Origin of the sequence: Gluconobacter sp. P1D12_c (assembly GCF_018812105.1) — a bacterium.
In the GTDB taxonomy this organism is placed as follows: domain Bacteria; phylum Pseudomonadota; class Alphaproteobacteria; order Acetobacterales; family Acetobacteraceae; genus Gluconobacter; species Gluconobacter oxydans_A.
The window spans coordinates 167,468-182,578 of the sequence record NZ_JACSIQ010000004.1; the positions used below are offsets into that span (position 1 = coordinate 167,468).

General features: G+C 55.9%; 13 protein-coding genes and 1 tRNA gene. 3 read left to right on the forward strand and 11 right to left on the reverse strand.

The window, feature by feature from the left end:
• Positions 1-31: 31 nt before the first annotated feature.
• The 5 genes from clpX to KP705_RS06210 all read right to left on the reverse strand — a co-directional run bounded on the left by clpX (position 32) and on the right by KP705_RS06210 (position 5,239).
• Complete coding sequence (clpX, locus tag KP705_RS06190; RefSeq protein WP_046901426.1) at positions 32-1,297, reverse strand: ATP-dependent Clp protease ATP-binding subunit ClpX; 1,266 nt, start codon at positions 1,295-1,297, stop codon at positions 32-34.
• A gap of 199 nt (positions 1,298-1,496) precedes the next feature.
• Entirely contained in the window at positions 1,497-2,141 is a 645-nt protein-coding gene (locus KP705_RS06195) for an ATP-dependent Clp protease proteolytic subunit (protein WP_046901425.1), read from the reverse strand.
• A 131-nt stretch (positions 2,142-2,272) separates the two neighbouring features.
• Positions 2,273-3,604 (reverse strand): trigger factor, encoded by a 1,332-nt coding sequence (gene tig, locus KP705_RS06200; RefSeq protein ID WP_046901424.1) that lies wholly within the window; start codon positions 3,602-3,604, stop codon positions 2,273-2,275.
• A gap of 56 nt (positions 3,605-3,660) precedes the next feature.
• Positions 3,661-3,745 (reverse strand) — tRNA-Leu (locus KP705_RS06205).
• 69 nt (positions 3,746-3,814) lie between these two features.
• The gene (locus tag KP705_RS06210; protein WP_252348261.1) at positions 3,815-5,239 is read right to left on the reverse strand and encodes an NAD(P)H-hydrate dehydratase; all 1,425 of its coding nucleotides are present in this window, start codon (positions 5,237-5,239) and stop codon (positions 3,815-3,817) included.
• 203 nt (positions 5,240-5,442) lie between these two features.
• Here KP705_RS06210 and KP705_RS06215 point away from each other — a divergent pair, with 203 nt between their 5' ends.
• The 3 genes from KP705_RS06215 (at position 5,443) to KP705_RS06225 (ending at position 9,762) form a co-directional block, all read left to right on the forward strand.
• Positions 5,443-5,895: a hypothetical protein gene (locus tag KP705_RS06215; RefSeq protein WP_046901422.1), complete on the forward strand. Its 453-nt coding sequence runs from the start codon at positions 5,443-5,445 to the stop codon at positions 5,893-5,895.
• Between the two features lie 899 nt (positions 5,896-6,794).
• A complete protein-coding gene (locus KP705_RS06220; RefSeq protein WP_215764221.1) occupies positions 6,795-8,444 on the forward strand; it encodes a DEAD/DEAH box helicase in 1,650 nt (549 codons plus the stop codon).
• On the forward strand, positions 8,419-9,762 hold the full coding sequence (locus KP705_RS06225) for a class I SAM-dependent RNA methyltransferase (RefSeq protein WP_215764184.1): 1,344 nt from the start codon (positions 8,419-8,421) through the stop codon (positions 9,760-9,762). The genes KP705_RS06220 and KP705_RS06225 overlap by 26 nt, the downstream gene beginning before the upstream one ends.
• On the opposite strand, the gene KP705_RS06230 is transcribed toward KP705_RS06225, so the two are convergent.
• Genes KP705_RS06230 through sufB form a run of 6 tightly spaced genes read right to left on the reverse strand, consistent with a single transcriptional unit; the run spans position 9,707 to position 15,105 of the window.
• Positions 9,707-10,063: an iron-sulfur cluster assembly accessory protein gene (locus KP705_RS06230; protein WP_215764185.1), complete on the reverse strand. Its 357-nt coding sequence runs from the start codon at positions 10,061-10,063 to the stop codon at positions 9,707-9,709. The genes KP705_RS06225 and KP705_RS06230 overlap by 56 nt on opposite strands.
• A 17-nt stretch (positions 10,064-10,080) precedes the next feature.
• Complete coding sequence (locus tag KP705_RS06235) at positions 10,081-10,449, reverse strand: SUF system Fe-S cluster assembly protein (protein WP_215764186.1); 369 nt, start codon at positions 10,447-10,449, stop codon at positions 10,081-10,083.
• Entirely contained in the window at positions 10,446-11,657 is a 1,212-nt protein-coding gene (locus KP705_RS06240; RefSeq protein ID WP_064273146.1) for an aminotransferase class V-fold PLP-dependent enzyme, read from the reverse strand. The genes KP705_RS06235 and KP705_RS06240 overlap by 4 nt, the downstream gene beginning before the upstream one ends.
• Positions 11,654-12,847 carry a Fe-S cluster assembly protein SufD gene (gene sufD / locus KP705_RS06245; protein WP_046901417.1) on the reverse strand — a complete coding sequence of 398 codons (1,194 nt, stop codon included), beginning with the start codon at positions 12,845-12,847 and terminating at the stop codon, positions 11,654-11,656. Before sufD ends, KP705_RS06240 begins: the two co-directional genes overlap by 4 nt.
• Positions 12,844-13,614 carry a Fe-S cluster assembly ATPase SufC gene (gene sufC / locus KP705_RS06250; protein WP_046901416.1) on the reverse strand — a complete coding sequence of 257 codons (771 nt, stop codon included), beginning with the start codon at positions 13,612-13,614 and terminating at the stop codon, positions 12,844-12,846. The genes sufD and sufC overlap by 4 nt, the downstream gene beginning before the upstream one ends.
• A gap of 3 nt (positions 13,615-13,617) precedes the next feature.
• Positions 13,618-15,105, reverse strand: a complete 1,488-nt coding sequence (gene sufB, locus KP705_RS06255; RefSeq protein WP_046901415.1) for a Fe-S cluster assembly protein SufB — start codon at positions 15,103-15,105, stop codon at positions 13,618-13,620.
• Between the last annotated feature and the right edge of the window lie 6 nt (positions 15,106-15,111).

Here is a 15,111-nt window from a genome sequence, read left to right on the forward strand (position 1 = left end):
GCCGCCTGACAAGACGGCCCCTTCAACACCCTCAGGCAGATTGCTCAGCCGGCTCGCTTTTGCCTTTCCCGTACACATAAACAGGGTTGGCTTTGCTTTCCGCCACTTCACGATTGATGACAACTTCCTCAACGCTGTCCAGCCCGGGAAGATCGAACATCGTTCCAAGGAGAATATTCTCCATGATCGATCTAAGACCACGTGCACCTGTCTTACGTTCGATAGCACGCTTGGCGATGGCGGAAAGTGCGTCTTCCGTAAATGTCAGCTTGACGCCTTCCATCTCAAAAAGACGCGCATACTGCTTGGTCAGCGCATTTTTGGGCTTGCTCAAAATCTGGATCAGAGCAGCTTCATCCAGGTCGTTCAGAGCCGCGATAACAGGCAGACGACCAATGAACTCAGGAATCAAACCAAACTTGAGAAGATCCTCAGGTTCGACGGTCTGAAGAATTGCTCCAAGACGCCGCTCGTCATCAGAACGCACATCCGCCCCGAAGCCAATGCCCGAGCCTTTGCCGCGAGCGGCAATGATTTTGTCCAGGCCCGCGAATGCACCACCGCAGATGAACAGCATGTTCGTCGTATCCACCTGCAGGAACTCCTGCTGGGGATGCTTGCGGCCACCCTGCGGCGGAACGGACGCAACGGTCCCTTCCATCAGCTTGAGCAGCGCCTGCTGTACACCTTCACCCGACACGTCACGTGTGATGGAGGGGTTATCGGACTTACGAGAAATCTTGTCGATTTCATCGATGTAGACGATGCCACGCTGCGCACGCTCAACGTTATAGTCTGATGCCTGAAGAAGCTTCAGGATGATGTTTTCAACGTCCTCGCCCACATAACCGGCTTCGGTCAGCGTCGTTGCATCAGCCATGGTAAACGGCACATCAAGAATACGAGCCAGCGTCTGAGCCAGCAGCGTCTTACCTGTTCCGGTTGGGCCAATCAGAAGAATGTTCGACTTCGCGATCTCGATGTCATTGCTCTTCTGAGCATGGGCCAGACGCTTGTAGTGGTTATGAACGGCCACAGAAAGCGCGCGCTTGGCTTCGAACTGACCAATGACGTAATCGTCCAGAACCTTGCAGATTTCTTTTGGCGTCGGAACACCGTCTCGGGACTTCACGAGATGCGTCTTATGCTCCTCGCGAATGATGTCCATGCACAACTCAACGCATTCATCACAGATGAAAACTGTCGGGCCAGCGATCAGCTTGCGTACTTCGTGCTGGGATTTCCCACAGAACGAGCAATACAGGGTGTTTTTGGAATCGCCGGATTTGTTGCTCATCGCTGTTCCTCTTTCCCCTCACGCACGCACCGACCACTTTTCGGCAGCAGACATGCGGAAGCACTTAAAACTCTAGGCCGAGGTCTCAGCCTTCGGCAACCCCGAAGCCTTGGGCTCCAAGACATGAAAAGCGGCATATCGGTATGCCGCTTTTTCTTTCCAAGGGGAGCAACCTGCTCCCCTGTCACTTCAAACAAACTCAATCCTGACTGGCTGCCACGTTGGGGTGACGTCGCACAACAGCGTCAATCAGACCGAATTCTTTCGCTTCTTCAGCGGACAGATAGCTATCACGCTCGAGCTTGCGCTCGATCTCTTCAAGCGTCTGCCCTGTGTGCTCACGATAGATTTCGTTCAGGCGCTGACGGATCAACAGGATCTCACGAGCCTGAATCTCAATATCGGACGCCTGACCCTGTGCTCCACCAGATGGCTGATGCACCATCACGCGCGCATTTGGCAGGCAGTAACGATGCCCCTTCTCGCCACCAGCCAAGAGCAGCGACCCCATGGACGCAGCCTGACCAATGCAGACAGTGCTAACCGGGCAACGAATGTACTGCATCGTGTCATAAATCGCGAGACCAGCGGAAACGACACCGCCAGGGCTGTTGATGTAGAACGAAATTTCCTTGGTCGGATTGACGCTCTCAAGATACAGAAGCTGAGCGCTGATCAAGGATGAAACCTGATCGTAAACCGGGCCGGTCAGGAAGATGATACGCTCCTGAAGGAGGCGTGAAAAAATGTCGAAAGCTCGCTCTCCGCGGGCAGTCTGTTCGACCACCATCGGCACCAGAGAGTTGTTGAACACCTCGACGGGATCGCGGTCCCCAATGGTCATACTGTCTGTTCCTCAATGCCCGATGGGCTGTCTGTTCTCTCTAACATGGACCCGAGAGAGCGTTCCGTCAAAGGGAGCAGACAGCAAAACGGGCACTCCTGAGAGTGCCCGTCCTTCTTACGTCAGTACTCTCAGAGCTCGGCAGGCGGGATTTCTGCGAGTTCTTCAGGTGTGACTTCCTTTTCGGTGACATCAGCCAGCTCGATCAGATAGTCGACAACCTTGTTTTCCAGGATCGGGCCACGGAGCCCTTCAACAGCCTGCGGGTTCTTGGAGAAGAACTCGAAAACCATCTTTTCCTGACCCGGATAACGCTGAGCTTCCTGCTGCATTGCACCCAGCAGTTCCTCGCGGGACACCTGGATTTCCTGCTTGCGACCGATTTCAGCCAGCAGCAGACCCAGCTTCACGCGACGCTCTGCAATCCGACGGTAATCTGCACGCAGGGTCTCTTCGTCCTTGCCTGCATCTTCCTCGTCCATGCGACCAGCTTCGCGATCCTGCTCGACCCGGGTCCAGATCTGACCGAACTCGGCGTCAACCATGCTCTGCGGGGCTTCAAAGTCGGTCTTCTCGGACAGGGCGTCCAGAAGCTCGCGCTTGATGCGCAGACGGGAAAGCTGCTTGTACTCGCCTTCAGCCTGCTCCGTGATCAGGGAACGGATCTGCTCGATGCTCTCAAGACCAATATCCTTGGCCAGATCATCGTTGATTTCCGGATCAACAGGCTTCTTCAGGGACTTCGCCTTGATGTCGAAGGTCACAGCCTTACCGGCCAGTTCTTCAGCCTGATAGTCTTCCGGGAACGTCACGTTGATAACGCGCTCTTCCCCGGCCTTCATGCCTTCCATCTGCTCGGCAAAACCCGGGATGAAGCCTTCGCCGCCAATTTCGACGTTCACGTCTTCAGCCGTGCCACCGTCAAACGGCGTGCCATCATGCTTGCCAACGAAGTCAACGCAGACCACGTCACCCTTTACGGCAGCGCGATCTTCTTCAATGGCGTCAAACTTGCGGCTGCGACGGGCGAGGTCAGCCAGAGCCTTGTTCACGACTTCCTCGTCAACCTTGGAAGTCAGACGCGTCAGCTTCAGACCGGACAGGTCAGGAACTGCAATTTCCGGCAGAACTTCGACTTCGATCTTGAATTCCAGATCGCCATCAGAGTCCGGAGCAGAAACCAGCTCTACCTTCGGCTGCATAGCCGGACGCACGTCCTGTTCCTGAAGAAGCTTGCCAACCGTGTCGTTAACAACTTCTTCCATCAGTTCCGCATTCACGGCTGCGCCATGACGCTGCTTGACGAGAGATGCCGGCACCTTGCCCGGACGGAAACCCGGAAGCTTGATCGTGCGCGCAACTTCTGCGAGTCGGGCTGCGCGACGAGCCTGCAGGTCGGCAGACGGGACAACGACAGTGAAGGCGCGCTTAAGTCCTTCGTTGAGCGTGGGCGTAACCTGCATGAGCCAGGCGATCCTCTCGGTCGGGTATGTTAAAATCTCTTCTCAGGAAACCGGGTTGGTACGGGCGGAGGGACTTGAACCCCCACGACTTGCGCCACCAGAACCTAAATCTGGCGTGTCTACCAATTCCACCACGCCCGCTCAGCCCCGTCTCCGGGGTTCGTGTTACCGAACCTTGGAAGCGCGGCCTTTAGCGCATGAAACGCTACTTCACAACAGGGCGGCCACCGGGTTTTTGCTTAAATCCGCCTTTGAAAGCTCTGTCGCGACGCTCCGCGCCTCCCCCAAGGGAAGATCCAGATCCTCTGCGACGGGCCACCCACCGTGATCACGGGCTGCCTGTATTCCTGCCTCACCGTGCAGCCAGACACCTGCGCAACACGCCTCCCAGGTCTCCATTCCTGCAGCCATCAAAGTCCCAATCACCCCCGTCAGTGTGTCGCCCGATCCTGCCGTAGCAAGCGCTGATGTGGCGTGCGCATTGATTGCAATGCGTCCGTCTGGCGCAGCTATGATGGTATCTGAACCCTTCATGACCATCACGGCATTCAGCTCACGCGCGGCATTCAAGGCGGCTTCAGTTCGGCTCCCCGTCACAAGGCCAAACAGCTTTTTGAATTCGCCAATATGCGGCGTGACAGCCGCCACACCTTTCAGACGAGAAAGGTCTTCCGCTCCCCACGCCAAAGCACCAGCATCCGCAAGAACCGTTTTTTTTGCGGCCAATAGCGCAGGGAGAACTTCAGAAACCTCTTCAGGGGTCAGGCCGGGCCCGCAGATCCAAACCTTCCGTCGCAAATCTTCCAGCAGGGAGCCAAGAGGCTGGTCATCAATGATCAGTCCCGGGTCGCCGAGTCGATAGGCTTCGGCAGCTTTTCGGGCTGCGATGCGGACAAGCCCGGCACCTGTCCGCCGTGCGGCTCGTGCTGCCAGCCTTGTGGCGCCCGGCATAACAGCGCCGCCACAAACACTCACAACACCGCGTCGATATTTATAGTCTCCCTCTCCGGAAACCGGCAGCTCCCAAAGCCCCGGCCAATTGAAACTTATTTTTGGCCTCAGGCCACTCCATGCCTGCTCAGGCATACCGATATCGGCGCAGACCAGTTCCCCGCACAATCCTCGCCCGGGCTCCAGAAAATGACCTGGCCGTGGCCTCACAAACGTGACCGTCAACGCGCAACTCTGTGCCTGACCGAGCACTTCTCCAGTTTCTCCAGATACGCCACTCGGCATATCGATCGCCACACGCCGAGGAACAGCTGCGAGCACTTCAGCTACGTCGTCACTGACTGGACGCTTCAACCCGGACCCAAAAACTGCATCAACCAGCAGGTCAGCCCCTTCCAGAGACGCTCTCTCGAATGGCAGCACAGGACCAGCCCATCCTGACGCAGCGACAAATGCCGGCCCACCCTCTTTGGGAGCACCCATCGCCACCACTCGGACCGACCATCCCCATCGCGCCAGAAGACGGGCCACGACGTAACCGTCTCCTCCGTTGTTACCCGGGCCGCAAACAACGGCCACGCGACATTTCTGAAACCGCTTGCGAATGGCTCGAGCAACGGCCCATCCCGCATTTTCCATGAGTTGCGCGACAGGAACGACAGCCGAAGCAGCATGATCCATCATGTCGCTTTCCTCGGGTGTTAGCAGCGCAAGAGGGTATGGAGGCATAACTCTGTTTTTCTCCTGATGAGCGGGCATGCTTACAGAAAGCACAGGCGACATCCGCGTTCCCTATGGCCTTTGGACATTCCCCTCGGGTAACCTCCGGCCGATACATCAGGGATATCCCTGCTCTTCCTTCACCCACCTGACCATGACGAGGATCAATGACGGGTTCACTTCTCTGGAGCCTAGTGCTCGCAATCCATCTTCTGTGCATGACATACTGGATTGGCGGATCAATCTACTCCGCCCTGGTCGTCCGCTCCACAGTCGGCCTGCTCGACCCTGGACCACGCTCTTCTGTCCTTCTGCAAAACTACACACGCTTTTTCAAAGGTCTCTGGCAGGTTGTGCCTTTTTCCCTGGTGAGCGGCTGGGCGCTTGTTTTCCATGAAGGCGGCTTTGCTGCCGTAAACTGGACGATCAATGCCATGCAGCTGATCGGGATTGCCATGGCGGTGGTTTTCATAACGACAGTTCGCGGACCGTTCCTGCGAGCCCGTCGGGCCATGCGCCCTCAGCCTGCTGTTTTTGACACCCTCAGAAACCGTATGGTTCTCATGGCTGGCCTTGGTCTTGTGAACATTCTGATTGCAGCCATGGCGCACGGCATGTGATTGTGGTAGCGATATGGCGCTTCATGGGCTGTATCGCTTGCCATTCCAGCGTTTAGCCGATAACGCACCACTTTAAAGTTGCGGGACATGTGCCCGCCCTCAACTCCGGTCCATTCCGTCAGGTCTGTACCGTCAACGAGAGTCTCGAGAGTCATTTGAGCGCGAAAACGACCTCCGGTCCTTCCAAGCCCCGTACCTCTGCCCCTGCAAAACGCGGACGCCCCGTAGGCAGCCGTGCGAAGGCAATCAAGAATTCCCCGATCGAAACGGAAGATGCCGATTCGGCTACTCCTGAGCCGGTCGTAGCTGAAAAGAAGCCTCGCGGTCGTCGTCCCGCTGCTCAAAAGACAGAGACAGAAGCCGTTGCCAAGGCCGCAACACCTTCTCGTCGGCGCACGAAGGCAGTTGCAATCTCCGAAGAGGAAAGCGCACCAGAAACTGCTGAAGCAGCCCCAGTACGTCGTGGCCGCCGCCCCAAGAGCGAGACGGTTGGTACAGACACTCCGAGCACCCCGCGTCGGAAGGCACGCAAGCCAGCTCCAGAAACAACCGAGTCCGTCGAAGCTGTCGCCCCGGAAGTAACTGAAACTCCTGCGCCCAAGCGCCGCGGTCGTAAGCCGAAGGTCGTTAGTGACGCAGTCGTTGAAGAAGTCGCAGCGCCAGCTCCCAAAAAGCGCGGGCGCAAACCGAAAGTCGTTGCTGCTGAGGCTACACCTGAAGTCGTGGAGCCAGCAGAGACACCGAAGCCACGTCGCGGGCGCAAACCCAAAGCTGCTGTCGCAGCCGAGGTATCCGCACCTGAACCAGCAAAAGCCGAGGCACGTCCTGGAGTTGCTCCTCCGGTAGAGGCAGCAGAGGCTCCAGCGAAAGCACCAGCTCGTCGTGGACGCCCTAGGAAGATTCAGCCTGAGGCTGAAGCTCCGGTAACTGCGCCAGCTACTCCGGAAGTAACGGCTGAGATTAAACCTGAGCCGGCACAAGCCGAAGTTGTAGTCGCTGTTGAGGCCTCAGAAGATCGTCCGCGCTTTGCTGATCTGGGCCTTTCTGACGCCATCATGCGCGCCATTCAGGAACTCGGTTACGAGCACCCGACTCCTATTCAGGCTCAGGCTATTCCTGAAGTTCTGAAGGGACACGACGTTCTGGGTGTTGCTCAAACCGGAACGGGTAAGACAGCATCCTTCACGCTTCCGATGATCGAGAAGCTGTCTGGTTCTCGCGCTCGGGCCAGAATGCCGCGTTCGCTCATTCTTGAGCCAACACGTGAGCTGGCCCTCCAGGTTGCAGATAATTTCAAGCTTTACGGCAAGCACTTACGCCTGACCCATGCACTGCTGATCGGCGGTGAAAGCATGGCCGAACAGCGCGAAGTTCTGAACCGTGGCGTGGATGTTCTGATTGCGACTCCGGGGCGTCTTCTCGATCTGTTCGGACGTGGCGGCCTACTGCTGACGCAGACAAGCACGCTGGTTATCGACGAAGCTGACCGTATGCTCGATATGGGATTCATTCCCGATATTGAAAAAATCGTCAGCCTGCTGCCCGCAAATCGCCAGACGCTTTTCTTCTCCGCCACTATGGCACCCGAAATTCGTCGCCTTGCAGACGCGTTCCTGAGAAATCCGGTACAGATCACGGTCTCCCGTCCATCTTCTGTCGCAACCACGATTGAAGAAGGTTTGATCATCGTTGAAGAGGACGAGAAGCGCCGGGCGCTTCGTAAGCTGCTTCAGGCGCAGAATGTTCAGAACGCCATTGTGTTCTGTAACCGCAAGCGCGACGTCGATATGCTCCAGCGTTATCTGACGAAGCATGGATTCGCCGCAGGTCATCTGCATGGCGATCTGGCACAGTCCTTACGCTTTTCAACGCTTGATAGCTTCAAGTCTGGCGAGTTGAAGATTCTGGTCTGCTCTGACGTTGCCGGGCGTGGAATTGACATCGGCGGTCTGTCGCATGTTTTCAATTTTGATCTGCCGTTCAATGCGGAAGACTATGTGCATCGCATCGGACGCACTGGTCGTGCCGGTAAGCATGGTCATGCCTTCAGCATTGCTGGGCCGCGTGACCGCCGCCTCCTGGACGCGATTGAAACCCTGACAGGGAAGGTTATTCCCCGTCTGGAATTCGCCGGAATACAGTCTGTTGATTGGGCTCAGGAAGACGAGAACGGTCGTCTGATTCAGACACCCAAGCAGGCACTCCCATCGCAGACTTCCGAAGAATCCAGCATTGAGGACGAATCGGAAGGACAGCGCCGCAACAAGCGCCGACGCGGAGGGCGCAAGCGCAATCGTGCGGATCGTGACGAGACACAGGTAGCAAATGCGCCACAGCCTGTTGCAACACCCGTTGCGCAGCCTGCTCCTCATGATCGCCAGTCCGTTGAACTTGCCCCTGCCTTTGAAAACGATGCGCCGAAGACAGGCTTTGGCGGCGATACACCCGCCTTTATGCTGGTACCTCGGCGACACAGACTGTCGGTGGCAGCCGAAACAGACCTGACCCTTCCCGTTCAGCACGATGCTCGTCATTACGGTGATGAATAACCCCGGGACCGGAGCTTTTCCCCTCCGGATTGAAGGTTTAGGCGCTGCTGCAGACGGCGTGGCTCATCACGACGGGCATGTTCTTTTTATTCCTGGCACGTTGCCAGGAGAGGAGGTGCTAGCCCGCTTTTCTGGTACGCGCCCTGAACTGATTGAAATTACGGCTCCGTCGTCAGATAGAGTTGCACCTCCCTGCACTCTCTTTGGCGAATGCGGTGGCTGTGCGATTCAACAGATGTCATTGCCTGCGCTACTGGACTGGAAGACAACACGAGTCGCTGAAGCTCTGACAGCAGCGGGCTTTGAAGATCTTCCTGTTCCACAGCGTTATCAAACGCCGTCATACACGCGTCGACGTATGGACCTGGCGATCCAGCGTATTCCAGGTGGCGTTGTCCTCGGGCTTCATCGACGCAATGGCGATCCGGTGGATATGACGGAGTGTCATGTCCTGCACCCTACCCTTTTTGCTTTGCTGAAGCCACTTCGTGAGGTTCTGTCTTCTCTGGGTGCGTTGACCGGCCGCGGAGGCTTAGTCCTCAATCTTCTGGATAGTGGCCCAGACCTGACGCTTTCGACGCCAGCTGAGTTGACTACCGCTGACCGCACCAAGCTTGCCGCCTTCGGGAGGCAACACGGACTGCCGCGGATTTCATGGCAAAACCCGAAAGACCGTTCTATTGAAACGGTCTCACAGACGCGGGCAGTCAAGGAAGCATTTGGAAGCGTGGAAATTACTCCACCTCCTGCTGCCTTTCTTCAGGCGACTGAAAATGCGGAAAACGCCATTGTACAGGCTGTTGTTGATGGGCTTCCGCCACTCAACAAAAAAGATATCACAGTCGAGCTTTTCGCAGGCTGCGGTACTCTGACATTCCCCATGTCGGAAAAAGGCCGCGTAATAGCGTATGAAGGTGATCTTGCTGCCGCAACTTGCTTAAAGGCAGCAGCAGGCGGTCGACGGGTAGATGGATTCCATCGTGATCTTATGCGTCAGCCTCTCCTGCCTCAGGATCTGAAGTCAACACGAGCTGTCGTTCTTGATCCGCCTTACGCTGGTGCTGGTGCACAGACAATGCCACTCGCCAAATCTGGCGTTAAAGACATCGTGTATGTGAGCTGTAATCCTGCTGCGTTGGAAAAAGATGGTCGTGCATTAAAAGATGCAGGCTATTCAGTCCTGAACTGGACAATTGTGGACCAGTTCCTCTGGTCCACAGAAGTGGAAACGGTTCTGGTATTTTCACGTGATCCTAAACGGATCAAACGTGAAAACTCTCGCCGCAACCACAACGTCCCTTCTCATTTGGATTCCTGAAGGTAAATCCGGCTTCGAGATCCTTGATCTCGTAGTCCATAACTGTCCCTGTCAGAAAAAGTGTGGCCTTGCGATCAACAAGCAGGGTCACACCTTGGTCTTCTACGCGCTCGTCCGTTACGGCTGGCTCATCCACAAAAGTCATTTCGTAAGACAGGCCTGAGCAGCCTCGCGTACCAACACCAATGCGTAAAAGTTGCCCCTGATGAGCGCCGGCATAGAGAACGCGCAACCTCTCAGCAGCACGATCAGACACAGACAGCAGAGCGGGAAGTGGTCGACGTGTCAGGGTTTCAGACATGACTTTTGCCCCTCAGATCAGAACATATTAAGCGCAAGACGCGCATCATCACTCATGCGGCTCATGTCCCACGGCGGATCCCATACAATTTCCACAGTGGCATTCGTCACATTTGGCACTTTCAGAATGGCGTCACGCACCATTTCCGGCAGTTCCTGAGCACTTGGGCAATTTGGAGCCGTCAGGGTCATTTCCACGTTGACCCGACCGTCATCATGCAGATCAATCGCGTAGATCAGACCCAGCTCATAAATGTTTACCGGAATTTCCGGGTCATAAACGGTCGCAATCGCCGCTATAACAGTGTCCTGGTCCGGAACAATGCCCTCACCTGTTACGGGAGTGCTCTCATCAATGGGGTGTTGTTCGGTCATGGCATCACTCATGTGAGCATCTTCCGTGCCCGTTCAAGGCCTGTGATCAGGACGTCAATCTCATCCTGTGTCGTGTAAATACCGAAACTGGCGCGCGCCGTAGCATGCACACCGAGACGACGGACAAGCGGCTCCGCACAATGCTGACCAGCACGGATCGCAATTCCCAATTGATCCAGCAAGGTAGCCAGATCATGGGGATGAGCGCCGTCCATCACGAAGGACAGAACACCACCGCGAACCTGGGGAGACCCAAGAACTTTAAGCCCCTCAACCTCGCCCAGACGCTGCTCAGCATATGTGGTCAAGGCTGTTTCGTGACGAGAGATGGCGTCGTAACCAATCCCCTCCACGAACTTAACAGCCGCCCCCAGACCAATCGTTTCCAGAATGGCAGGGGTTCCCGCTTCAAATTTATGAGGGACAGTCGCCCAGGTCGCACGCTCGAAAGAGACATTCTGGATCATCTCGCCACCACCCAGGAACGGTGGCATGGCATCTAGAAGCTCCCGCTTACCCCAGAGTACGCCGATACCTGTTGGCCCGTAAAGCTTATGGCCAGTGAAGGTAAAAAAGTCTGCTCCGATATCCTGCACATCGATTTTCCGATGTACGACAGACTGCGACCCATCAAACAGAATGCGCGCGCCATGAGCATGGGCGATTTCTGCCAGTTTTTTGGCGGGCGTAACGGTCCCCAGCACGTTCGACATATGCGTGATGGACACGAGAGCAACATTGCCATCGTCCAGAAGCGCTTCATACGCCTCGAGATCAATGTCACCACTCTCATCCATTGGGGCTACACGGAGTTCGATACCAACCCGATCCCGCAGCATAAGCCATGGAACAATATTGGCATGATGCTCCAGTTCAGAAATCAGAACCGCCTGCCCTGGCTTCATCAAGGAGCCAAGACTGTGCGCCACCAGATTGATGGCCTCTGTGCTGTTTCGCGTGAAGACAACTTCATGGCGGTCGGGTGCATTGATGAGCCCTGCGACAGCATCACGCGTACGTTCGTAAGCTTCTGTTGTCCGCTCACTCATCCAGTGCAAGCCGCGATGAATGTTAGCGTACTGATGATACGCCGCATCGCGCATAGCTTCGATCACGCATTCCGGTTTCTGAGCTGAAGCGGCGCTGTCGAGAAAGACAAGCGGACGACCATGCACCTGCTCAGACAGGATCGGAAACTGCGCGCGTACGGCCGGCGTCATGCTGTGATGCTCCGGATCAGTACGTCGCGCAGGGTCTCATCTGTTACGAGATCAAGTGCATCCAGAAGGAAGGCCTGAACGAGAATAGCGCGCGCTTCTGCTTCTGGCACACCACGAGAGCGCAGATAGAAAAGCTGCTCGTCATCCAGTGCCCCCACAGTCGCGCCATGGCTGCACTTCACGTCATCCGCGTAAATTTCCAGCTCAGGCTTACTGTTAATCTGCGCCTTCTCTGAGAGAAGAAGCGCCTGATTCATCTGATAGCCGTCAGTCTTCTGGGCAACACGATCGACGAGAATCTTGCCTTGGAACACGCCCTGTCCGCTCTCGGAAAGCACAGTCTTAACCGTTTGGCGCGATCCACAATCAGGCGCTGCATGATGAATCATAGACGTCAGATCGTTCAGGCGCGTGCCATCCACGATCTGGATTCCGTTCACATGGACCTGTGCATGGGCTTGGGTCAGCGTCGCAACAACTTCGTGCCGCGCCAGTTCACCACCCTGATTCAGGGTAAAGCTGTCGTAGTTTCCGTTCGCGTCTACGGATGCATAAACAAGAGCAAGATGCCCCGCGTCCGCGCCCTCACGCTGCAGTTTGACGTGATTCAGCTGGGCACCTTTTCCCACTACAATGTCAAACCGCGGATTGGTCACATACCGACCGTCCCCTACGTTAACATCGAAGACCGTCAGAGATGCACCGTCTTCGAGAACAATCTGATGGCGCAGATGTGTGGAAATGGCGTTCCCTGAGGTGAGGGAAACGAGGACCAGCGTTCCAGCAGCAACGCTCGCAGGCACGCGAATGGACAAACCATCCTGACGCAGGGCTGCGTTGAGAATAGCCGAAAAGCGGTCCTCTAACGGGTCAACGGCTTCACCCTGCGAACGAACGAGATTTTCCGAAAGGCATGTTTGAGATGCAGCTTCCTGCCCATTCGCGAAAACCGCACGGCTTTCTGCTTCTGGCAACGCAAGAGCGTCCAACAGAGACTGCACATCCTGATCCGAAAGTGCAGGCGCTTCGTTCCAAACCGTTTCCGTAAAGGCCCGCAGTGGCGTATATCGCCATGCCTCGACACGCCGCGTGGGAATCCCGCGCTCAGCCAGAACAGAGCCATGTCCCGCTGCACGCCCGACGAAAGCGCTCAGGGCTGGGGACGACTGAACTGCGGTCCCTGTACTCACGCTGCAGCCTCGAGGAACTGGGTGTAGCCCTGCTTTTCAAGCGTCTTCGCTACTTCCGGACCACCACTAAAGATGATCTTGCCCTTGGCCATTACATGCACGCGGTCAGGAACGATGTAATCGAGCAGACGCTGATGATGCGTAATGACAAGTGCTGAGAAGTCAGGCCCGCGAAGAGAATTCACGCCATCTGCAACAATACGCAGGGCATCAATATCCAGACCACTGTCTGTCTCGTCGAGAATAGCGAAAGAGGGCTGCAGCAAGCGCATCTGGAGCACTTCATTACGCTTCTTCTCACCGCCGGAGAAGCCTACATTAACAGCACGCTTGAGCATTTCGTCAGACATGGACAGACGCTTGGTCTCAGCCCGGACCGCCTTCAGGAAAGCAACAGCGTCCAGTTCGTCTTCACCACGCGCACGGCGCACAGCATTGACGGCTGTCCGCAGAAAATTGGCGTTATTGACGCCCGGCAGCTCGACGGGAGACTGGAATGCGAGAAACACGCCCAGAGCCGCACGCTCTTCCGGGTCCAGAGCCAGAAGATCCTGGCCTTTAAAGGTCGCGCTTCCGCCTGTTACTTCGTAGTCATCGCGGCCGGAGAGGACATAGGAGAGCGTAGATTTGCCAGAGCCATTCGGGCCCATGATGGCATGAATTTCGCCCTTTGGAATTTCGAGGTCGATCCCTTTCAGGATTTCCTTTGGCGTCCCATCGGCATCAATGCGTGCTTCGAGGCCCTGGATCTTGAGAAAATCATTCATGTCTTAACCCACACTTCCTTCGAGGCTGACCTGGAGTAGCTTCTGAGCCTCGACCGCGAATTCCATTGGCAGCTCCTTGAGCACCTCGCGGCAAAATCCGTTAACAATCAAACCAACTGCGTCTTCTTCAGAAAGCCCGCGAGAGCGACAGTAGAAGAGCTGGTCTTCGGAGATTTTAGACGTCGTTGCTTCGTGCTCGATACGCGCGGTCATGTTGCGGCTCTCGATATACGGAACCGTATGTGCACCACACTGATCACCAATCAGCAGACTGTCGCACTGCGTGAAATTGCGCGCATTGCGCGCCTTCGGCTGCATACGAACAAGACCACGATATGTGCTGTCAGAGCGGCCGGCCGAAATGGTCTTGGCAATGATCGTCGAGCGCGTATTCGGCGCCAGATGAATCATTTTCGTACCTGTATCGGCCTGCTGGTGATTATTGGTCACAGCAACGGAGTAGAATTCGCCAACCGAGCCCTCGCCTGCCAAAACGCAGGATGGATACTTCCACGTAATCGCGGAACCGGTTTCAACCTGCGTCCAGGAAATCTTGGACCGTGCGCCGCGACAGGCCCCGCGCTTCGTCACGAAGTTATAAATGCCACCGCGACCTTCGTCGTCTCCCGGATACCAGTTCTGCACCGTAGAGTACTTGATGGACGCATCATCCATCGCAATCAGCTCGACAACCGCCGCATGAAGCTGGTTTTCATCTCTCTGGGGAGCCGTACACCCCTCCAGATAAGAGACGCTCGCGCCATCTTCGACGATAATCAGGGTCCGCTCGAACTGGCCGGTATTGCGGGCATTGATTCGGAAGTATGTGGAGAGTTCCATCGGGCAACGCACACCCTTTGGAACGAACACAAACGATCCGTCCGTAAAGACAGCGGAATTCAATGCTGCAAAAAAATTGTCAGCGGCTGGTACAACCGAACCAAGATACTGCTTTACGAGATCCGGATGTTCGCGAATGGCATCCGAAATCGGGCAGAAGATGACACCGGCTTCTTCAAGCGTCTTACGAAAGGTTGTCGCAACCGACACGCTGTCAAAAACAGCGTCAACGGCAACAGGCAGACGCTTCTGATCTTCAGCACCTTCTACACCAGCCAGCAACGCCTGCTCATGCAGCGGAATGCCTAACTTGGCATAGGTTTTGAGAAGCTCGGGATCGACTTCATCCAGACTTTTCGGGCCAGGCTTCTTCTTAGGCTGAGCGAAGTAATGCGCATCCTGATAATCAATCGGAGGGTGGCTGACTTTGGCCCATTCAGGCTCTTTCATTTCCAGCCACATGCGGAAAGCCTTGAGACGCCATTCCAGCATCCACTCAGGCTCTCTCTTACGCTCCGAGATCAGGCGAACCGTATCTTCATTCAGGCCCTTGGGAGCGATATCCATTTCGATATCAGTCTCGAAGCCCCACTCGTAACTGGACTTCGCGAGCTTTTCGACTGTCTCGCGGGTCTCCGTCACAGCTGGCATGATTTG